This is a genomic window from Desulforapulum autotrophicum HRM2 (assembly GCF_000020365.1).
Lineage (GTDB): Bacteria > Desulfobacterota > Desulfobacteria > Desulfobacterales > Desulfobacteraceae > Desulforapulum > Desulforapulum autotrophicum.
On record NC_012108.1, the window covers coordinates 3126921 to 3148894 of the forward strand.

Below are 21974 nucleotides of genomic sequence, written 5' to 3' on the forward strand. Positions count from 1 at the left end.
TTAAACAAGGACGATTAAAATGGAAATCTTGGAACCTGAAATAAAACAAGAAGAGATATTAATCCTCAACGACAACAACTTCAAGCCAGCCAATGTCTGCATTGTAACCGGTGTCGGCAGCGGAATCGGAAGGGCTACCGCCATTGCCGCTGGGGCAAACCAGTTAACGGTTGTGGGGCTTGATGTCATGGAAGAAAATGGAGAGGAGACCTGTCAGCTCGTTAAAGAAATGGGTGGCAACATGCAGTTCATCAGGGCTGACCTTACCCGGGACAGCGATATGGAAGCGGCTGTAACCAAGGCGGCAACCCTGGGAAACATCAAGTACCTGGCAAACATAGCAGGGATTCAGCACATTGATTCCATCGAGAACTTTCCCATGGAAAGATATGATTACATGCAAAGGCTCATGGTCAGGGCACCAATGTTTATGGCCCAAAAAACCATCCCCCACATGAAAAAGACCAGTGACGGTACAGGGGCTGTCGGGAACATGGCCTCCATCCACGCCCATATCTGCACCCTTAACAAGGCGTCCTACAACATCGCCAAATTTGGACTCAGGGCCCTGGCCCAGTCCATTTCAGCCGAAGGGAAAGGCAAAATCCGGGGATTTTCAGTGAGTACAGGTTTTGTAAAAACAGGTCTTGCATTAAAACAGGTGGCAGCCCAGGCGCAACAGCTCGGGATCACAGAACAAGAGGTGGTGACCGATATCATGATGGGATTTTCAAGGAAAAAAGAGATGATGTCTCCCATTGACGTCGGCAACCTGTTTGTCTTTGGTTTTTCAAGATTTTCAAACTATCTTATCGGCGGAGACCTTCTCTTTGACGGTGGTACGGTACCCACCTATGCCAATGATTGATTTTTTTTATTAAATGCCCACCAAAGCATCTTCCAGGAGGCATTTCAAACTTCGGTGTGGCCATGAGCCCATACCCGCTCCGGCCACACCTATCTTATAAAAAACCTTCACCGGAGCAACACAATGATACCTGAAAGTTGCAAGCGGCAGCTGGATAGATATGCAAGACGCCGGGCATGTGGTTATAGTCACCCGGCAGCGCAACAGATCCGGCCAAATAGTTCTCCTTACCTTTCAATCCCCTTCCTTTCCCGATATTTTGGAATCCAAGCCAGATGATACTTGCAATCCCAGATCGTATGGTTTAATTTTTATCCCAATTCATCGAAAATCTTTCTTCTGTTTTTTGATTGATTTTCAGCCTTGGAGGCCTAGTTTGTATTCCCGCAGCGGTCATCGGCAAGACACCGGGTTTACCCTTTATAAGTTATTTAGCAGGGGGAGGATATGGCAATCAAAGAGATATTTCTAAAAAAGAGAATTTTAATCCCGGTCATAATCATGGTGCTCTATACCCTGGTCGGATTTTTTCTGGTACCTGTGCTGGGAAAAAACATTCTTTGCAAATCATTGGGCAAAGCCCTTAACCGGCAGGTCACCATTGAACGGATAGCCGTCAATCCCTATGCCCTTACAGCAACGATTGAAGAATTCTCTGTGGCAGAGCAAAACAAAGACGCCTTGTTTTTTGCTAAAAGAATATTTGCCAATCTCAGTCTATCCTCCCTGTTTACCCTTGGACTTAATGTGTCTGAATTTTCTTTAGAAAATCCCCGGGTGAGTATCGTCAGAAATAGGGATGCCACCTTTAATTTTTCCGATCTGTTGGCTTTGGGTCAAGACAACAAAACGGATGCCCCGGAAAAAGACGAGGAGAATAAAGGTCCCATAAGGTTCACCTTGAAAAACATTCACATCACCCAGGGTGAATTTAAGTTTGAAGACCAATTCACCAACGTCTCCCATGCTGTAACCGATTTCTCTTTAATGCTTCCCCTTTTAACCAGCAGGGAAAAAAGCCGGCATGAGGCCGCCGGCATGGATATCAATTTTGTTGTAAACCAGGCAACCGTGGACGTCCATGTTGAGTCAACCCCCTTTGCAGCGGATATGGCCACCCAGGTTGAAATAAAAATATCGGATGTGGATGTGGTTCACTATCTTTCCTACCTGCCCATCCCTGAAACCATCCAGTTAAAAAGCCTGGGCATGAACCTGGATCTTGATGCAGCGTATCGGTCAACAACGCCAAAACCTTCCCTTCAGATTCAGGGAAAAGTCACTGCAGTCAATGCTGAGATAAAAGGGGCTGCCGAAGAGGAGATCATCAAATTTCCCTCTCTGACCGTTGATATTTCACCATCTGATATCCTTGCGGGCAAATTAAATATCACAAAAATTTTAATGCAAACCCCGCAATTAAATTTAAGCCGAGACAAAACCGGCACCGTGAACCTGTTAACCTATATTCCCCAGAAACAAGCCCCACCGCAGCAGGCTGAAAACAAGGTAGCCGACAACAAGGCAGACAAAACCCATTCGGACCCTTTTAGTCTAAACCTGGATAATTTCGAAATCAAAGATGCAACCGTTGGCTTCCAGGATTTATCCAATGAACAGGCATTTAACACCACCCTCTTTCCCATCAACGTCCTGATTAAAAATGTAAAGGCAGGCAGCACAATTTCAGGAGAATACCGCCTGACCCTGGCTAGTGAAATCAAAGAGGATTTTGAAACCAGCGGCCGGTTCCAGACCCATCCGGTTCAGGCCCAGGGCAGTATGAACCTGTCAAACCTTGTGTTGAATAAATACCTGCCCTACTATGCAGGCTTGATCAATTTTGATGTTAACGACGGCAGAGCAACTCTTTCAGCAAATTTTGACATATCCGAAAAACCAGACAAATTGGAGACAACGATCAACACCGTGGATTTCATGGTTCAATCCCTGGTGATTTCAGACCACGATGCAAAAGAACAGATGGTTGAGATCCCTGAATTTAACATCAAGGGGGCCTCCATTGACCTTAGCGGCAAACAAATAAATACCGGAGTGATAACGCTCAGAGATGCAAATTTTTTTATTCAAAGGGACAAGGCAGGCGAGTTGAATCTTGTTAAAGGCCTCCTGCCCGATAAGGAGACAAAAAAACCCAATACGCCTGTATTGGCGCCCCAGGACAAACCCTCCAAAGTCGATACTCCCCCCTGGGCCCTCACAATGACCTCATTTGATGCCAAGCAAATGAATCTTCGGTTCAATGATCTGACCCCATCAAATCCAGTCACAATTGATCTGTCAAAAATTTCCATCAAAGCGGACAATGTTAAAAACTTTGGTGATGAACAGGCAATGGTCTCTGTTGAAATGAACTGGCAAAAGGAAGGCCGGATAAATATCAGTGGTAGCGTGACGCCTTCAACCTTGAAGGCGGATTTAGGTATTGATTTAAAAAAAATTGATGTTAAATCCTTGCAATCCTACTTTACAGATACGGTGGCCATTAATGTCCTGGACGGAAATGTCGGCACAAAAGGACGGCTGAACTTGAATATGGGGGATAGCCCTGGAAGCAGCATTCAATTTACCGGTGAAACATCCCTGAATAAATTCATCTCCACAGACAAACCCTCGGCCAAAGATCTTTTTAAATGCAAATCCTTGTATCTTTCAGGGCTTGACCTATCCCTGTTCCCGGTTAAGATCAATATCAAAAATATTTCTTTAACAGATTTTTATTCCCGGATCTTTGTCAATGAAACAGGTGAAATGAACCTGGCCGCCCTTTTAAATACGAACACCCCCCAGGACCAGGTGGAGGAGTCTGAAAAAAAGCCTGAAAAAACAGAGACTGAACCGCCCCAGATCAAGGTGGAAAGCATTACGCTCCAAGGAGGGCATATCAGTTTTTCCGATTACTTTAACCAGCCCAATTTTAATGCCGGGATGAAACAGATAGCAGGGTCTGTCAATGGCCTTTCATCCGAGGAATTGTCCCGGGCAAAACTGGTTTTAAAGGGAATTTACGGTCAGTCTTCCCCCCTTGATATTGTCGGAACCATCAATCCTCTGGCCCAGAACAAGTATGCCGATGTTGCTGTTTCTTTTAAAGACATTGAGCTTGCAAATTTCACCCCGTATTCATCTAAATACCTGGGATATACGATCCAAAAAGGAAAACTCATTTTAGACCTTGAATACAAAATAAACGGAAACACGCTAAAATCAGAAAACCGGGTACGGCTTGATAATCTGTCCCTGGGCGACCAAGTAACCGGCCAAAAGCCCACTTCTCTGCCCCTCGGACTTGCCATTTCCCTGTTAAAAAACCGTGAGGGAAAAATTAATCTTGATGTGCCTGTTGCAGGCGCTTTGGATGATCCAAAATTTAGAATCGGTCCCATTGTTTTGAATACCCTTAAGAACCTGATTATAAAAGTGGTGACATCTCCTTTTTCCATCATTGGTTCAATGTTTGGCGGGGGCGAGGAACTGGGGTATGTTGATTTTGATCATGGAGAATCTGCACTGACACAAGGCAACCATGACAAGTTGAACAAGCTTGCAGAAATCCTCAAGGAGAAACCATCCATAAGATTTGAAATAAAGGGCGTTTACGACACATTAAGGGATGCTGAAGTCCTGAGGGTAAAACAATTTGAAGATGCCATCAAAGCTGTGAAACTAAAAAATCTCACAGATTCGGGAACTGCTCCTCGAACAGTGGACCAGGTGGCAATCGATCAGCAGGACATGGACAGCTATATCAGTACAACCTATGAGCAGGCCCAATTTCCAAAACCAAGGGATGAGGCCGGCAATGAAAAAGAACTTGACCTGAACGAAAAGAAAAAACTTTTAATGACAAATATTGATGTAAAAAAAGATGACCTTCGCCTTCTGGCCATGACCCGTTCAGAAAAAATCAAAGGCTATCTCATTTCAACCGGCAAGGTGGAAAAAGAGAGAATCTTTTTGCTGGAACCGGTTGAAACGGACAGTTCAACCACAGATCAATCATGCCGGGTGACGTTTTCGTTAAAATAGGAACCAAACAACGTTGCAGTCCTAACTCAGCCGAGCACCATCAAGCACTTTACGGACGGTTGAGGCCATATTTTTCATGGAAATCAGTTTCATTAAGGCCCATGATCAGAATAAAATCTTCCAAAACATGGCGTAGGATTTTAAGTCGTACTCAAGGCGCGTTAATGGGAGCATATTGAAATATGTGCCCATTAAGGCAACGAAGAAGACGGCTTAAAAGACAAGCCATGTGGGAGGTTTTATTTTGATCATGGGCCTAAATATATGGTCGCTCCCAATTTTTTATTGTATCCTTGAATCAATTAAATTTAACCTGAAAAATAAAAAACCCATACCCAGGATCTTCTTGATTGATCTTTTTTCTACTTCCATTCACTTTTGCCGGACAATACTTAAAGCATATGATTTAAATTCGTCGAGAACTGCTTGAACTTAACAGTAAAAATGCTTTTCCAAAAATGGAATCGCATGAATTTGAGGAGGAGGATAAAATATGACCCGCCCTAGGGTGAAAATAATAGTTTTGGTCATCCTTTTTTTATTTTTTTTCCCCATATGCTCCATCTCTGGAAATACAATGAAGATAGCGTATCCGGAATTTTATCCGTTTTTTTCAAAGCCCCAAAACGGAAAAATAGAAGGTTTTTTCTATGAGATTCTGACAGAAGCGTTGGAACATCGCATGGTAATTCATACACAATGGTTTCAAATGCCGTGGAAAAGGTGTCAAAACCAGGTCCGAATCGGCAAAATGGATGCAATGATCACCTTCCCCACAGAGGAACGGCTTACGTATTGTGATACCCACCCGGACCCGTTTTACCTGAAAGAGTTAAAACTATTTACCTATAAAGGGCATAAACGACTTAACGAGATACAGCAGATTGGATCCATAGCAGATATCAAAAAAGGAGGCTATACCGTTATCACATACAGCGGCAACGGGTGGAACACGGATAATATCACCACTCTGGGTATTCCCTCTTTTGAAACAAGTGAGGTTCATAATGTCTGGAAAATGCTGGCGGCAAAAAGAGGAGATCTTGTCATTGAATGGCCGGTTGGGGTAAAGGCCAGCCTTGACAAGGACGGCCTGGCCGATAAGATTGTTGAAACCGGTGTATTGCTTTCATCCATGCCATTTCATTTGCTGATTGGCAAGCAATCCGGTTATACACATATCCTTGCCGGATTTAACGATGTCATACAAAGAATGCTGGATGATGGAACGATAAAAAGAATTATTGTAAAATATTATTAAATAATGTGATTACCGGTATCTGCCCTCAAATGATAAAACGGCGATTTTTTTAGATGATAAAAAATTATAAAGTTATATTTACGGTTGTTTTGATTGTCCTTACAGCGATTTTTCTTTCGTTTGTTGTATATTACCAGAAATCGACCCAGCACAAGGCTGATCTTGCGCTTGACGGCCATGCGGTTATCATAGCGGATGCCCTCTGGAGATATGAGAAAAGCACACCGATTGAGTACCTGAAACTGGCTGCCAAAGCACTTCACTATAAAAAGGTATCTGTATTCGATGATTCCAGCAATGCATTTATTGAAATAAAAAATACCGACAAAGAAACAGCAGAAGACTTTTTAACCAATGCCGGGCTTTTACCGGTGTACCATTTGGAAAAAAATATATTTTATAACAAAAAGCATATTGGAAAAATTACAATCGACTGGCAGAACAGAGCTGTCTTTACCTATTTTTATATTTTCCTTTGTCTGGTTTTAGTTTTGATGGCGGTATGGCTTTTTCTGAATTTGACAGTGGCAAAGATGACGCTTGAAGACCGGGTAATTGAACGTACAGCCGATCTGAAGGCCAGTGAGAACCGCCTGAGGCTGAGTGAAGAACGGCTTGAAATGGCACTGGCCGGTGCCAATGATGGAATCTGGGATTGGAATTTGGAAACCGGTTCTGTTCATTATGACACCCGCTATTACGTCATGCTTGGATATAAACCCCATGAATTTCAAAGTAGCTTTGAAGCGTTTGAAAAACGAGTTCATTCAGATGATATTGTCGGGGTAAAAAATGCAATAGAAAACTATCTATCCGGGAAAATCGACATTTTTCATCAGGAATTCAGAATGTTAAATAAGAATGGTGACTATCAATGGATACGGTCAAAAGGTAAGATAGCTGTCCGGGATAAACAGAACAAACCTGTTCGTTTCATCGGTACCCATTCAGATATCAATGAACATAAAATTTTGGAAAAAGCCCGGGATGATGCATATGGCATCATCAACAGCAGTCCTTTGGTGGCGTTTATCTGGAAGAACGAACAGGGATGGCCGGTTGAGTTTGTGACTGAAAATATAGAAAATGTATTTGGATATCATCCTGATGAATTGTTAAGCCATACCATTCGGTACGACCAGATTGTTTTTCCGGATGATTTGAAAAGAGTTGGACATGAAATTGGCAAACCCAATTTTGAGAAAAAAAGTAATAATTTCATCCATAGGCCCTACCGGATCATTACAAAATCCGGAAACATCAGATGGGTAGAAGACCGTACCTACATCAAAAGAAATGATACAGGAGAGATCACCCATTATCACGGCATCCTGATGGACATAACCAATCGGATAGACGCTGAAGAGGCACAAATAAAATCCAATCGAATACTGAAACTTGTTTTAAACAGTATTCCGGTTCGGGTGTTTTGGAAAGATACACAAAGCATCTATTTGGGCGGGAACCAGGCTTTTGCCGAAGATGCCGGCTTGCGTTCACCCGACGATCTGGTTGGGAAAACCGATCATGATCTTGCATTTTCTGCACAGGCAGGAGTGTTCCAACGGGATGAAAAAGAAGTAATCCGTTCCGGGAAATCCAAATTATTTTATGAAGAACCCCAGGACAGACCAGACGGCAAAACAAACTGGCTTCTGACCAGCAAGGTGCCCATGCGGGATGCACAGCAGAAGATCATAGGGATATTGGGAACCTATCAGGATATTACCGATCGTAAACAGGCTGAAAAAGAGAAGATTGCAGCCCAGAAAATTGCAGGTGACAATGAGAAACTGGCTTTGGTTGGCCAGATAGCAGGGAAAATGGCCCATGATTTCAATAATATCCTTGGAATTATTATGGGCAATACCGAACTCTCCTTGTTATATTGCAAGGAACCCAAAACGAAAAAAACGCTTGAATTGATCTATGAACAAACCATACGTGGTAAAAATTTGACAAAAAACCTGGTTGCTTTTGCTAAAGACCAGGAACTTAAACAGGAATTTTTCAGAATCAGCGAAAAAATTAATCTTGTTATAAATCTGATGAGAAAGGATCTGGAAGGAATTGAGCTGATAAAACAAGAAAGCCCGGGTGTTCCCGAACTGCTCGCCGACCCTGGAATGATAGAGCATGCACTTGTAAATCTGATACAAAACTCAATCCATGCCTTAAGTATGGTTGAACACCCCAGAATCACTGTTAGAACATACAGCCGTGGGAACCAGATATGCTTTGAAATCGAAGACAATGGATGTGGCATTTCAAAAGAAAACCTGGAAAATATTTATGAACCATCCTTTACTTTAAAAGGAAGCAGGGATGTAGCAGGTTCATATAAAACCGGCATTAAAGGGACTGGTTATGGGATGTCGAATGTAAAAAAATATATTGAGCAACACAAGGGAACTATTTCAATTGAGTCGGAATATGGCTCAGGGACTAAGTTTACAATCAGTCTGCCGGTCATTAAAAAAGAATTGACAAGTGATGAGAGAATAAAAACTCAAACAGGAACGGCATATTTTGAAAAATATATCCTTCTTGTTGAAGATGAAACAGCTATCGCAGATGTACAATACAGGATACTAACGCAGGCGCCCTGTAACCACAAAGTTGATATTGCCAATAATGGTCAGGTAGCAATGGATTTGTTTGACAGAAATGAATATGACCTCATAAGTTTGGACTATATTCTTCCGGGAGATATTAATGGGATGGATATGTATCATCATATCAGAGCGTCAGACAAAACCATTCCGATCCTGTTTATTTCAGGCAATATAGAATTTTTAGAGTCTATTAAATATTTGATGAAAAAGGATCCATATGTTGATCATCTGTCAAAACCTTGCAAGAATATTCACTATTTGAATAGTATAAATAAATTATTTTCAAGACCAAAACTTATATGATTAATGCAATGATAATCAGCAACGACAAAAGCCCAATAACAAAAGGGATCAGGATTTTCATCCTGACCCCTTGTTTTTTTTGGAGGCGGCTTCCAGATTCGAACTGGAGAATAACGGCTTTGCAGGCCGTCGCCTTACCACTTGGCCAAGCCGCCATGGGTGGAGCGGGAAACGGGATTTGAACCCGCGACTTCGACCTTGGCAAGGTCGCACTCTACCACTGAGTTATTCCCGCTCAGCGTTGAAACAAAAGGTTTATACCCTTATCCCCAGGGTTTGTCAACCCATAATTCTAAAAGGATATCAGTTTTCTGAACCGGATGAAATAATCCGCCCCGGACCAGAGGGTAAAGACAAGGGCGCCATAGAGAAGCACCATGCCAATGGCGTGGAAATCGATCCCCATGTAGGGGTAATGGATGAGGAGGGGAATAATACAGGCTATTTGAAAGCCTGTCTTGTATTTCCCAAGCCAGGAGGCTGCCACATCCTCTCCCTGCTCAATAATGACGCACCGAAGCCCTGTGACGGCAAGTTCCCTGCCGATGATGGCACAGGCGATCCAGGCCGGCATGAACCCCAGGGAGACCAGCATGATAAATGCCGATGAGACCAGAAGTTTATCCGCCAGGGGGTCCAGGATTTTTCCAAGGGTTGAGACAAGTCCCAGCTTTCTTGCAAGATAGCCGTCAAAATAATCGGTGATGGCGGCCAGGGAAAAGACCAGGGCCGCCAGAAATGCCGTCATTTTACCCGGATACATCAAAAGGCCCACAAGAATGGGGGTAGCCACAATCCTTGACAGGGTCATGAAGTTGGGATTCATGACAATCTTCATCAGCCTGCGCATCCAGCTCCCCATGGTACTCTTAAATTTTTCCGGACATTTTTCCACGTTTTTTTTAATCGTTTCCTGCCAGGTCATAGGGATTATTTATTCTCTTTTTTTTTCCAGTCTGCCATAAAGGACTCAATGCCCCTGTCTGTCAAGGGGTGGGATGCAAGGGCGCTCAACACCTTGTGGGGTATGGTTGCAATGTCAGCCCCGATCAGGGCAGAGTTCAACACATGCAGGGGGTTCCTGACGCTTGCAACAATGATCTGGGTATCAAACATATAGTTTGAATAGATCTCGGCAATCTCCTCAATAAGGTTCATACCGTCAAGGGCAAGATCGTCTATTCTACCCACAAAAGGACTTGCATAGGTGGCACCGGCCTTAGCTGCCATCAGGGCCTGGGTTGCAGAAAAAATCAGGGTGACGTTGGTCTTGATGCCCTCATTGGTCAGGGTCCGCACGGCCTTGAGACCGTCAACGGTCATGGGAATCTTGACAACAATGTTGTCGGCAATCTTGGCAAGATCCCTTGCCTCCTTGACCATGCCGTCATAATCAAGGCTGATCACCTCGGCGCTCACAGGCCCCTCTACAATCGAACAGATTTCCCGGATGATGTCGGTGAACTCGCCGGCCTCTTTTGCGATGAGTGACGGATTGGTCGTGACTCCATCAACCATGCCCATGGCAAGGGCGTCTTTGATCTCATCAATGTTGGCTGTATCTATAAAAAACTTCATTATGCGTCTCCTTTGACATAAACCCTGACCTCCTGGCCGGGGTTATTTTCTATTTGTAGTAAAAGCTGCTCCATGGTTTTTTCCATTGTCGGGTGGACAATTCCAGAAGCTATATCACAAAGGGGTTTCAAGACAAAGCACCTTTTGTGCATGCGCGGGTGGGGAAGAATAAGTCTGTCGGTCTGGACAACCCTTTCCCCATAAAGGATGATATCAAGGTCAATGATCCTGGGACCAAACCTCACCTCTTTTTCACCCTGCCCCAAAAGCAGTTCGATCTTTTTTAATCCGTCAATAAGCTCAAAAGGATCAAGGCGGGTTTCGATCTTAAGTGCTCCGTTGACAAACCATGCCTGGTCGAGAAAACCCACGGGCTCGGTTCGGTAAAAAGGTGAGGTCGCCACAACACGGGTCTGGTCAAGTGTGTCAACCGTTTTTCTGCCCCTGATGCAGTTATCGTATCGATTGCCCAGATTTGAGCCGATGGAGAGATATGCAATCGCCATGGGATTCATTTTTATAGTTCCACCTGAACAGTATTAGAAGAACCGCTGAACACCCCTGAGCCGGTATAGGCCCTGACACGAAAGTAGTAGCTTGTTCCAGGCTTAATTTCAACGGCAAATTCAAAGGTTTTAGCACCGGTGGTATCCAGGGGGGTAAACCGCAGGGGACATCCCTTGCAATCGTCTGCCCCCCCCCCTTGGGTTGCCAGGTCGACCTCAAACCCGGCAATGGGAGGTACACCCTTTTTTACCCCATAAGACCAGGTAAGGGTTGCCGTTGTTCCAGCAAGGGACAATGCCAGGTTACTGGGAGGGGCTACCATCTCCTGGATGGGCGGCAAGGGAGGTCCTTTTTTGCCACAACCCAGACCGGTTACAGCCAGAACAATGGCAAACGCGCACAGAACAAAAATTCTGAAAACATTCCTTGAAAATGGGTTCATCCCTCTGTTCCCGCTGTTTGTTCATCAAGATCCCGGGTTGCCCGATCAATGGCCTTGAGTACATTATCGTATCCAGTGCCACCATGGGTCCCACGCCTTGAAATCATATGCTCAATGGAAAGATACTCAAAAATATCCGGTTCAATAACCTCTGAAAAGGTTTTAAACTCCTGGACCGTAAGGTGGTGAAGCTCCTTTGAATGTTCAAGGGCAAAGGCCACTGCCTTTCCAGAAATGGAGTGGGCCTGCCTGAAGGGCACACCTTTTAAAACAAGGTAGTCGGCAAGATCCGTGGCATTGAGAAACCCCTTTTCCGAGGCTGCAAGCATGGTTTCCTTGTTCACCTTGATGTTGGGCAGCATCCGGGTGTAAACGTCCAGACAGGCCTTGACCGTGTTGACCGTGTCAAACAGCGGCTCCTTGTCCTCCTGCATGTCCCGGTTATAGGCAAGGGGCAGGGATTTCATGAGGGTGATAATAGCCATGAGATTGCCCACCACCCGGGCAGTTTTCCCCCTGACAAGCTCTGCGACATCCGGATTTTTCTTCTGGGGCATGATACTCGATCCGGTTGTAAAGGCATCCGAAATGGTGATAAAGGCAAACTCAGACGAAGACCAGAGCACCAGCTCCTCGGAAAATCGAGACAGATGAATCATGGCAATAGAGGCGGCCGAGATGAACTCCATGGCAAAATCACGGTCGGACACTGAATCCATGCTGTTGTCCGACACCTTTGCAAAACCGAGCAGCTGCCGGGTATACTCCCGCTCCAGGGGAAAGGTGGTACCGGCAAGGGCAGCAGCCCCAAGGGGCATTACATCGGTGCGCTTCAGGCAATCTGCCATGCGCTCCTGATCGCGTTTAAACATCTCGTAATAGGCCATGAGATGGTGGGCAAAAAGGACAGGCTGAGCCCGCTGCAGATGGGTGTAACCTGGCATGACCACTCTCTTGTACTGATCTGCCATTTTAACCAGGACCCGCTGCAGGGCAAACAGCCGGGCAATGATGCCCTTGATTTCGGCCTTTAAATACATGCGGATGTCCAGGGCCACCTGGTCATTGCGGCTCCTTCCCGTGTGCAGTTTCCTTGCCACATCTCCTGCTTCATCTCCCAGGGCACTCTCCACATGCATATGGATGTCTTCCAGGGCGTCGGAAAATTCAAAGTCATCGCCGGCGATCTTCGCCTTGACCCGGCCAAGCCCCGTGCGAAGCGCTGCCGCCTCATCCTGGGTGATAATCCCCACGTGGGCCAACATGGTTAAATGGGCAATGCTGCCCTCGATGTCATAGGCGTAGAGCGCCTTGTCAACGTCAATGGACGAGGTAAACCGTTCGACCATGGCGTCCGTATCCTGGGAGAACCTGCCACTCCACGGTTTTTTTCCCATGTCACACCTTTCTCCTGTCATTGGCAATCTTTCTGATTCGCAGCCGAAGGGCGTTGAGACGGATAAACCCTTCAGCATCCTTCTGGGCGTAGACATTGTCATCCTCAAAGGTGGCAAAGGATTCGTCATACAGGCTCTGGTCGGATCGCCGACCCAGAACATAGCAATTACCCTTGTAGAGTTTAAGCCTTACCGTTCCTGAAACGCAGGTCTGGGTTTCATCAACCATCTTCTGGAGAAGGGCCATTTCAGGAGAAAACCAGAACCCGTTGTACACAAGCTCGGCATACTTGGGGATAAGAGAATCCCGGAGGTGAGCCACCTCACGATCCAGGGTGATGGACTCCATGTTTAAATGGGCAAGCCTCAGAATGGTGCCGCCGGGTGTCTCGTAAACGCCCCTTGATTTCATTCCCACAAAACGATTTTCAACAAGGTCGATACGGCCGATGCCGTTCCTGCCGCCCAGGGTGTTGAGTTCCTTGAAAAGGGTTGCAGGGGACATGGGCCGGCCATTGATGGCCACAGGATTACCGTTCTTAAAATCGATCTCGATAATTTCAGCTTTGTCCGGAGCATCCTCAGGTTTAACGGACATGGTGTACATGTCGTCGGTGGCCTGGGCCCAGGGATCCTCAAGCACGCCTCCCTCATAGCTGATGTGGAGCATGTTCCGGTCCGTGCTGTAGGGTTTTGACGGGGTCTGGGGTACGGGTATGTTGTGTTCTTTTGCAAACTGCATCAGGCGGGTCCTGGAGGTTAGATCCCAGTCCCGCCAGGGGGCGATGATCTTGATGGCTGGATTCATGGCAAAATAGCCAAGCTCAAACCGTACCTGATCGTTGCCCTTGCCCGTGGCACCGTGGCTTACGGCATCGGCCCCTTCGGCTGCAGCTATCTCGATCTGTCGTTTTGCGATCAAGGGTCTGGCAATGGAGGTACCAAGCAGGTATTGCCCCTCATAGATGGCATTGGCCCTGAAGGCCGGAAACACATAATCACGAATGAACTCTTCCCTTAAATCCTCGACATAGGCCTTAACAGCACCGGTTTTAAGCGCTTTTGCCTCAAGCCCGTCAAGCTCCTCCTCCTGGCCAAGATCCGCCGTAAGGGTAACCACCTCACAGTGATAGGTTTCAATCAACCATTTCAAAATAACCGAGGTATCCAGGCCGCCTGAATAGGCAAGGACCACTTTTTTTATGTCAGACATGGGTAATATCCTTTATTTTTTAATTGTTCTTTTGACAAGTTAGCTTATTTTCCATTGGCCAGTATCAGGGTCTCAAGAATGGCCTTGTGCATGTGGCGTTTGTTTTCAGCCTGGTCCCAGAACACGGCATCGGGCGCTTCAAGGACATCCTCTGAGATCTCTTCCCCCCGGTGGGCAGGAAGGCAGTGCAAAACCGTCACATCTGGCTTTGACTGGGATAGAAGGGATCGGTTCACCTGGAAGCCTTTAAAAGCAGTAACCCGTTTTGCCTGTTCCTCTTCCTGTCCCATGCTGGCCCACACGTCCGTATACACCACATCGGCATTTTTAACTGCATCCTTGGGGTCATGGGTGAAAACAATCTGCCGCCCTCCCCGTTCAAGGGCCTTTGCCTTGATTTCGTCCTTGACGCCGTACCCTTCAGGGGTTGCCACCACAAGGTTGAGGTCAAGAACCGCCGCCGCATTGACCCATGAATTGGCAACATTGTTGCCGTCGCCCACCCATACGATTTTTTTGCCCTGGAAACCACCCTTATGCTCGATCACCGTCATGATGTCGCTTAAAATCTGGCAGGGATGATAAAGGTCGGTCAGGGCATTTATCACAGGAATGGTCGAGGATGCTGCAAACTCTTCCACCAACCCGTGGTCAAAGGTTCGCATGGCAAGGACGTCTATGTAGCGGGAAAGCACCCTGGCCGTGTCACAGGCAGGTTCGTTCCTTGAAATCTGGGTATCCTGGGTGCTCATGTAGATGGGCGTCCCCCCCAGCTGAATCATGGCCGTCTCAAAGGCCACCCGGGTGCGGGTGGATTTTTTGTCAAATATCAGGCCCAGGCTCTTTCCGGCCAGATGCCTGTCAGAGATGCCCTGTCGGGACCTTTTTTTAAACTGAAGGGCCAGTTCAAACAGATGGATAAAATCGTCCTTCTCAAGATCAAGAAGAGAGAGCAGGTCTTTTTTCATTAAAATTCTCCTTATTCAAGCAGGTCGTCAAGGGCCTTGACAACGGCATCAATTTCCTCCCGTGTGATGACAAGGGGAGGAGCAAATCTGATAACTTTACCTTGAATCGCATTAAGAATAAAGCCTTTTTTCATGGCCTCGACCACAATTTCTCCTGCATTTCCATCCAGTTCCATGCCCACAAGCAGCCCCTCACCCCGGACGGCCCTGATGGTTTTATGGCGGGCCATAAGGGCCGTGAGCCCCTGTTTGAGGTATGCCCCCTTCGCCCTTATCTGTTGGAGAAAATCAGGGTCCGAAATGATCTTTAGAACCTCAAGGGCAGCCCGGGTCACAAGGGGTGTACCGCCAAAGGTGGTTGCGTGACTGCCAAAGGTGAACCCCTTGGCCGCTTCAGTGCAGGCCAGCATGGCCCCGATGGGAAGCCCGTTGCCAAGGGCCTTTGCAAGGGTCATGATGTCAGGCGTAACGCCAAAGAGCTCATGGGCAAACAGGGAACCGCACCGCCCCATACCCGTCTGGACCTCGTCAAAGATGAGGAAAATTCCCCTTTCATTGCACAGCCTGCGCACGGCTTTAATATAATCTTGATCGGCAGGGATAATCCCTCCCTCCCCCTGGATGCACTCCATCATAACGGCGCAAACCGTGTTGTCCACCAGGGCATCTAAGGCACCAATATCGTTGAACGGACAATGGACAAACCCGCCCACCAGCGGGGAGAACCCCTGCTTGATCTTATCCTGACCCGTGGCGGACAAGGTGGCCATGGTCCTGCCGTGGAAAGACTGGGTCATGGTAATGATCCTGAACCGTTCAGGCTCCCCTTTTTCATTAAAATAGCGCCGGGCAAGCTTGATGGCAGCCTCGTTGGCCTCGGCACCGGAATTGGCAAAAAAGACCTTGTCGGCAAAACTTTTTTCCACCAGCTGATGGGCAAGCTCAGCCTGGGGTTCGGTATAGAAAATGTTTGACACGTGTACAAGGGTTGCGGCCTGATCAGCAATGGCCCGTGTTACCTGGGGATGGCAGTGGCCAAGGCTGACAACGGCAATCCCTGCAAGAAAGTCCGTATAGGCCTTACCCTGGTCATCCCAGAGGGTCGCCCCCTCCCCTTTGACAAACACAGTGGGAATTCTGGAATAGGTATTAAACACATAGGTGTTGGTTTTTTCGATAGTATCCATGGGTTGTTTCTTTAATCCTCCTGGCCCTGCAAAAAGACCTGGGTGCCGATGCCGGAATCTGTAAAAAGTTCGAGCAGCAGGGCATGGGGTCTTGTTCCGTTAATGATATGGGTTTTTTCAACACCGCCTTCAAGGGCGGAAAGGGCCGATTCCATTTTTGGAATCATACCCCCCTTTATTTCACCTCGTTCGATCATGGTATGAATTTTCTCTGCCGCTGCCGATGACACAAGGGTACCTGAAGCATCCAGCAGGCCGTCCACATCCGTCATCAGGATAAGCCGTTCCGCCTTCAGGGCCGATGCAATCTTTGACGCCACCAGATCCGCATTGATATTGTAGGTCTCGCCTGATCGACCCACCCCCACCGGGGCAATTACCGGAATAAACCCTTTGCAGGTAAGGGTATGAATAATCTCCGGATCAATAGCCGTGACACGCCCCACCATTCCGGGGTCTATGATTTCAGGCGGTTTTTCCGTGTTGGACGCGTCCACAATGGTCATCTTTTCAGCAATGATAAGCCCCCCATCCTTTCCGGTTAACCCCACGGCCCTGCCACCCTGGGCGTTGATCCCGGACACAATCTCCTTGTTGACCTTGCCCCCAAGGACCATCTCCACCACATCCATGGTTTTATCGTCGGTGTAGCGCATCCCCCTGACAAAGGTGGAGGTGATGCCCATGGCGTCAAGGACCCGGTTGATCTGGGGGCCGCCCCCGTGGACCACCACGGGGTTGAACCCGATGTACTTCAACAGGGTAATGTCCCGAGCAAAGTCACGTTTAAGTCCCGGATCCACCATGGCATGGCCGCCGTACTTGACCACAATGGTTTTACCTGCAAATTGCCGGATATAGGGAAGGGCCTCGATCAGAATGTCTGCCACATTCATGTTCATCATAGGATATACCTCGAAAGATCCTCATCCTTGACAATCTCCATGAGCTGTTTGTCCACAAAGTCTGCGTCCACAACCATCTTTTTCTCCTCAACATCCGGAGCGTGGAACAAAATTTCTTCGAGCAGCTTTTCCATGATGGTGTGAAGCCTTCTGGCGCCGATGTTTTCGGTTCTTTCGTTCACGTCAACGGCAATGGAGGCAATTTTATCGATGGCATCCTCGGTGAATTCAAGCTCAACCCCTTCTGTTCGCAAAAGGGCAATATACTGAAGAATCAAGGCGTTCTTGGGCTCGGTGAGTATCCTTACGAACTCGTCCTTGCCAAGACTTGTAAGTTCAACCCGTATGGGAAACCGGCCCTGGAGTTCGGGAATGAGATCCGAGGGTTTGGCAATGTGAAAGGCACCCGAGGCGATGAACAGAATATGGTCGGTTTTTACCGTGCCATACTTGGTGGGGACTGAACTTCCCTCGACAATGGGTAAAAGATCCCGCTGGACCCCCTCCTTGGACACCTCCGGCCCCTGGGAATTTCCCTTGCCGGCAATCTTGTCGATCTCGTCAAGGAAAATGATGCCTGACTGTTCAACCATTTCAACGGCGTCGGCGGTTACCTTTTCCATGTCAACCAGGTGGGCCGCCTCATCCTGGGTAAGAATCTTCATGGCCTCGGCCACCTTGACCTTACGACGCTTGGTATTCTTGGGCAGAAGATTTCCCAGCATGTCCTTCATGTTGATACCCATCTCCTCCATGCCCGTGTTGGAAAAAATTTCGATCATGGGCGAAGCCTTTCCCGTCACGTCAATATCAACAAACCGAGAATCGAGCTTGCCGTTATTTAACATTTTCCTCAGCTTTTCCCGGGTGGAAGACTTGGACGAGGATGACGAAACGACCTCCAGATGGGGTTCTGTAAGGGTTGCACCTTCAGGCCCGCCCGACTCGGGCAGCAGCAGATCAAGGATTCTCTCCTCGGCCATGGCCGCCGCCTTTTCCTGGACTTCTTCCTGTTGCCGGACCTTGAGGGTGTTCACCGTCAATTCCATAAGGTCCCGGATCATGGACTCCACGTCCCTTCCCACATACCCGACCTCCGTGAACTTGGAGGCCTCCACCTTATAGAAGGGAGAGTCCGTCAACCGGGCAAGCCGACGTGCAATCTCGGTTTTTCCAACACCGGTCGGGCCGATGAGGATAATGTTCTTGGGAGCGATCTCGTCCCTTAAATCATCGGGAACCTGGCGGCGGCGCCACCGGTTTCTAAGGGCGATGGCTACGGATTTTTTGGCGTTTTTCTGACCGATGATGTACCGGTCAAGTTCCCGGACAATCTCCATGGGCTTAAGGTCACTCATTGTTTCATCTCTTCAATGGTTATGTAATTGTTGGTGTAGATACACAGGGCCGCAGCAATCTTCATGGCCTCGGTCACGATGGTCCGGGCGTCAAGGTCGGTGTGAACCACCAGGGCCTGGGCCGCAGCCTGGGCTGCCGTGCTGCCTGAGCCAATGCTGATCACCCCGTCGTCAGGCTCAATCACGTCCCCGTTGCCGGACAGCAGATAGGTATTTTTCTCGTCCGCCGCAATCATCATGGCCTCGAGGCGTCTTAGATATTTGTCCGTGCGCCACTCCCTTGCAAGCTCCACTGCACTGCGGGTGAGGTTGCCGTTATACTGTTCAAGTTTTTGTTCAAGCTTTTCAGAAAGGGTGAGGGCATCGGCCGTGGCACCGGCAAATCCCGTGATAATCTTGTCGTTGTAAATCCGCCGCACCTTTTTTGCCTTGTGTTTTGTAACAATGGTGCCAAGGGTCACCTGGCCGTCACCTGCCACAACCACCCAATTCTTGTGGCGAACAGCGAGTATGGTTGTACCATGAAATGTATCTGTCATTGAAATTACCTCGTAAAATTAACGTCGTGGATGGGCCCGGTCATAGACCTCCATGAGCCGTGCATAGGTCACATGGGTGTAGATCTGGGTGGATGAGAGGCTGGCGTGGCCAAGAATCTCCTGAATCCCCCGAAGATCGGCCCCGGCATCAAGCATATGGGTTGCAAAGCTGTGGCGAAGGGTGTGGGGGGAAACTGGCACACCCAGCCCGCACGCCTTGACAAGCACGGAAAGCACCCTTCGAATGGAGCTGTCAGAAAACCGATGGGCGTCCCGGTTCAAAAAAAGTGCCCCAAACTCCCCGTCAATACAAGTTCGGTAGTCGTCAACAGCCTTTAAGGCCCGATCACCCACCGGCACCAGCCGTTCACGGTTTCCCTTTCCCCTGACCCGCACCAGGTGACTCTCGCGGTCAATGTCTCCAACATTGAGGTTGGACAGTTCCGACACCCGCATGCCCGTAGAATAAAAAAGTTCAAACACGGCCCGATTCCTCTTATCCACCACGGTTCTTGTCTTGATGGAATCAAGGAGGGTGAACAGCTCGTCCACCGTTAGAAATTGGGGAATGGATCGGGGCAGTTTAGGTGCTGAGACGCCCTGGGCAGGGTTAACCTCGATTTTTCCAACGACCACCAGATAGTTGAAAAAACTCTTAAGGGCTGAAAGCCGCCGTGAAATGGTTCTACGTGTGACCTTTTTTTTTGCAAGGTCCATTAAAAACCCCCGAACAGGGTTTGTCTCGCTGTCGCGAATCTCTTTCAGCAGCTGTTCATCCGTAATGGCCGCCACCGGCTTACCGGGAAAACAAAATCCAAGGAAGGCGGTAAGGTCACCCCCATAGGCTCTGATGGTGTGGGGGGAATATCCTTTTTCCGACGAGAGTGTCTGCAGGAATTGAGTAACAACCATGTCAGGATCCAAGCCTTGCCTTGATCATCTTCATATCCTCCCACACCGGTCTTTTACGCGCCACGTCATGGATCAGGGTTTTCGGATGAAAGGTGGGCATCAAAGGAATGGTATTAAAATCATGGAACCTGCCCCTTAACTCCTGAAGGGGGTCTCGCCGGTCAAGCATGGCCTGTGCGGCCCGGCCGCCCAGGGTGCAGATAACCGTCGGGTTGACCCGATTAATTTCCCGCTTGATACGTTCAAGGGCGCCAGTCATGGGGCCGGACGCTGGAAGCGCTGTGATATAAACCTTTTCCCGGGTAAGATCAATGGCTCCAAGAATTTTTAAAAAAAGTTCGCCTGCATCGCCTGCATAGGGGGAAACACCCCTTTGGCTTTGTTCTGTAACAATAAACAGCTCAGCATTGGGATCTCCCTCTCCCCTTAAACCGGGAGCAACCCTTTTGGAACCCTGGGGCTCAGCAGTTTTGGCGGCAAGATTCCAGGAACGGACAATATCCAGGGATTGCCTGGAAATGTCAAGATCACAGGGAGAGATCCCCTGTCTGAACATAAGGTACGCTTTGGCCCCTTTAATCAATTCAAGAAATTCAGCCCCCAAGGCGGCTTTTGGATTGGCAACATTCATTGTTCCATGCCAGCCTTGCCCAATCTCCTTGATCGGATCTCGTCAAGGAGATGATTGGCCACATCCTCCTTTTCCATGGCAGGGATATCCCGCACGGTGCCGTCCCGGAAAAAAAGTTTAACCTTGTTGAAATCACTGCCAAATCCGGAGCCTTCGACCCCCACAAGATTGCCAGCAATCATGTCCAGGTTTTTTTTCTCCATCTTGATCAGGGCATTTGCCTCAAGATCATTGGTCTCAGCGGCAAATCCAACCACAAATTGATGGGTTTTCCTCTGGCCTGCAAGCCTTAATATATCGGGGTTTTCCACCAGGGTAAGGGTAAAGTGTTGTTGGGAGTGTTCCGGGTTGTGGTTCTGAGCGTTTTTCTTGATCTTTTTTGTCTGCGGATCACACGGACGATAATCGGCAACAGCGGCAACCTTGACAAGCACATCGCAACCGTCAAAACAGTCAAGCACGGCGTCGGCCATCTCCCTGGCAGACACCACATTTATCAAATCAACCCCAAAGGGCGGTTCAAGGCAAACAGGACCCGACACCAGGGTTACAATGGCACCCCGTTTCTCTGCTGCCGCTGCAATGGCATACCCCATCTTACCCGACGAGTGGTTGCTGATGTAGCGCACAGGATCAATGGCCTCCCTTGTGGGGCCTGCCGATATCAGAAATTTTATCCCCTCAAGATCCTTTTTCGTAAGGGCTGCAACCATTCGATCAAGGATAAGGGCAGGGTCGGGCAATCGTCCTGCCCCGGTGGTTTTACAGGCAAGCTCCCCAGTGCCGGGCTCCACAATCGACACCCCGTCCCCCTCAAGGGTGTCCAGATTTCTCTGAACGGCAAGATTTTCGTACATATAGGTATTCATGGACGGACAAACAACCACGGGAACCGTCACAGCCATGAGCATGGTGGTAAGGGCATCATCGGCAATACCATGGGCCATTTTCCCGATAAAGTTGGCCGTGGCAGGCGCAACCACCACCAGGTCTGCTGCAGTTGCCCATTCAATATGTCTCACCGATGACTCATTGGTGTTAAACAGCCCCGTGCACACCTCATTTTCAGACAATACCCTGAAGGTGGTCTCGCCCACAAAGGCCAGGGCCGCCCGGGTCATCACCACCTGAACGTGTGCACCGGCTTTTTTTAAGCGCCTCAAAAGTTCCACAGCCTTGTAGGCTGCAATGCCGCCGCACACCCCAAGGATGACGTTTTTTCCTTTGAGCGTCATGGAAG

18 protein-coding genes and 2 tRNA genes are annotated in these 21974 nt (G+C 48.1%); 4 read left to right on the forward strand and 16 right to left on the reverse strand.

Annotation, left to right across the window (positions count from 1 at the left end):
* Positions 1–19 precede the first annotated feature (19 nt).
* The 4 genes from HRM2_RS13580 to HRM2_RS13595 all read left to right on the forward strand — a co-directional run bounded on the left by HRM2_RS13580 (position 20) and on the right by HRM2_RS13595 (position 9097).
* Positions 20–868 (forward strand): SDR family oxidoreductase, encoded by an 849-nt coding sequence (locus HRM2_RS13580; protein WP_041273270.1) that lies wholly within the window; start codon positions 20–22, stop codon positions 866–868.
* Positions 869–1315: 447 nt separating this feature from the next.
* Positions 1316–4918 carry a DUF748 domain-containing protein gene (locus HRM2_RS13585; protein ID WP_015904599.1) on the forward strand — a complete coding sequence of 1201 codons (3603 nt, stop codon included), beginning with the start codon at positions 1316–1318 and terminating at the stop codon, positions 4916–4918.
* Positions 4919–5495: 577 nt separating this feature from the next.
* Positions 5496–6179, forward strand: coding sequence for a substrate-binding periplasmic protein (locus HRM2_RS13590; RefSeq protein WP_232364026.1), 684 nt, complete (start codon positions 5496–5498; stop codon positions 6177–6179).
* A 53-nt stretch (positions 6180–6232) separates the two neighbouring features.
* Positions 6233–9097, forward strand: coding sequence for a hybrid sensor histidine kinase/response regulator (locus HRM2_RS13595; RefSeq protein WP_015904602.1), 2865 nt, complete (start codon positions 6233–6235; stop codon positions 9095–9097).
* Positions 9098–9177: 80 nt separating this feature from the next.
* Here HRM2_RS13595 and HRM2_RS13600 read toward each other — a convergent pair.
* From HRM2_RS13600 to coaBC, 16 genes are all read right to left on the reverse strand, one after another.
* Positions 9178–9252, reverse strand: a tRNA-Cys gene (locus HRM2_RS13600).
* A gap of 5 nt (positions 9253–9257) precedes the next feature.
* Positions 9258–9332, reverse strand: a tRNA-Gly gene (locus tag HRM2_RS13605).
* A gap of 57 nt (positions 9333–9389) precedes the next feature.
* Positions 9390–10022: a CDP-diacylglycerol--glycerol-3-phosphate 3-phosphatidyltransferase gene (gene pgsA, locus HRM2_RS13610; RefSeq protein WP_232364027.1), complete on the reverse strand. Its 633-nt coding sequence runs from the start codon at positions 10020–10022 to the stop codon at positions 9390–9392.
* A 5-nt stretch (positions 10023–10027) separates the two neighbouring features.
* The gene (gene fsa, locus HRM2_RS13615; RefSeq protein ID WP_015904604.1) at positions 10028–10675 is read right to left on the reverse strand and encodes a fructose-6-phosphate aldolase; all 648 of its coding nucleotides are present in this window, start codon (positions 10673–10675) and stop codon (positions 10028–10030) included.
* Positions 10675–11181, reverse strand: a complete 507-nt coding sequence (folK, locus tag HRM2_RS13620; RefSeq protein ID WP_232364028.1) for a 2-amino-4-hydroxy-6-hydroxymethyldihydropteridine diphosphokinase — start codon at positions 11179–11181, stop codon at positions 10675–10677. The genes fsa and folK overlap by 1 nt, the downstream gene beginning before the upstream one ends.
* Positions 11182–11192: 11 nt before the next feature.
* Entirely contained in the window at positions 11193–11624 is a 432-nt protein-coding gene (locus tag HRM2_RS25305) for a fibronectin type III domain-containing protein (RefSeq protein ID WP_015904606.1), read from the reverse strand.
* A complete protein-coding gene (gene argH / locus HRM2_RS13630) occupies positions 11621–13021 on the reverse strand; it encodes an argininosuccinate lyase (RefSeq protein WP_041273271.1) in 1401 nt (466 codons plus the stop codon). Before argH ends, HRM2_RS25305 begins: the two co-directional genes overlap by 4 nt.
* Before the next feature lies 1 nt (position 13022).
* A complete protein-coding gene (locus HRM2_RS13635) occupies positions 13023–14234 on the reverse strand; it encodes an argininosuccinate synthase (RefSeq protein WP_015904608.1) in 1212 nt (403 codons plus the stop codon).
* A 44-nt stretch (positions 14235–14278) separates the two neighbouring features.
* Positions 14279–15202 carry an ornithine carbamoyltransferase gene (gene argF / locus HRM2_RS13640; protein WP_015904609.1) on the reverse strand — a complete coding sequence of 308 codons (924 nt, stop codon included), beginning with the start codon at positions 15200–15202 and terminating at the stop codon, positions 14279–14281.
* Positions 15203–15213: 11 nt separating this feature from the next.
* Positions 15214–16389 carry an acetylornithine transaminase gene (locus HRM2_RS13645; protein ID WP_015904610.1) on the reverse strand — a complete coding sequence of 392 codons (1176 nt, stop codon included), beginning with the start codon at positions 16387–16389 and terminating at the stop codon, positions 15214–15216.
* An 11-nt stretch (positions 16390–16400) separates the two neighbouring features.
* Positions 16401–17291 carry an acetylglutamate kinase gene (gene argB, locus HRM2_RS13650; protein ID WP_041273972.1) on the reverse strand — a complete coding sequence of 297 codons (891 nt, stop codon included), beginning with the start codon at positions 17289–17291 and terminating at the stop codon, positions 16401–16403.
* Complete coding sequence (gene hslU, locus HRM2_RS13655; protein WP_015904612.1) at positions 17291–18652, reverse strand: ATP-dependent protease ATPase subunit HslU; 1362 nt, start codon at positions 18650–18652, stop codon at positions 17291–17293. The genes argB and hslU overlap by 1 nt, the downstream gene beginning before the upstream one ends.
* Positions 18649–19191, reverse strand: a complete 543-nt coding sequence (hslV, locus tag HRM2_RS13660; RefSeq protein WP_015904613.1) for an ATP-dependent protease subunit HslV — start codon at positions 19189–19191, stop codon at positions 18649–18651. The genes hslU and hslV overlap by 4 nt, the downstream gene beginning before the upstream one ends.
* An 18-nt stretch (positions 19192–19209) precedes the next feature.
* The gene (gene xerA / locus HRM2_RS13665) at positions 19210–20103 is read right to left on the reverse strand and encodes a site-specific tyrosine recombinase/integron integrase (RefSeq protein WP_015904614.1); all 894 of its coding nucleotides are present in this window, start codon (positions 20101–20103) and stop codon (positions 19210–19212) included.
* A gap of 1 nt (position 20104) precedes the next feature.
* The gene (locus HRM2_RS25310) at positions 20105–20734 is read right to left on the reverse strand and encodes a uracil-DNA glycosylase (RefSeq protein ID WP_015904615.1); all 630 of its coding nucleotides are present in this window, start codon (positions 20732–20734) and stop codon (positions 20105–20107) included.
* On the reverse strand, positions 20731–21969 hold the full coding sequence (coaBC, locus tag HRM2_RS13675; protein WP_015904616.1) for a bifunctional phosphopantothenoylcysteine decarboxylase/phosphopantothenate--cysteine ligase CoaBC: 1239 nt from the start codon (positions 21967–21969) through the stop codon (positions 20731–20733). The genes HRM2_RS25310 and coaBC overlap by 4 nt, the downstream gene beginning before the upstream one ends.
* Between the last annotated feature and the right edge of the window lie 5 nt (positions 21970–21974).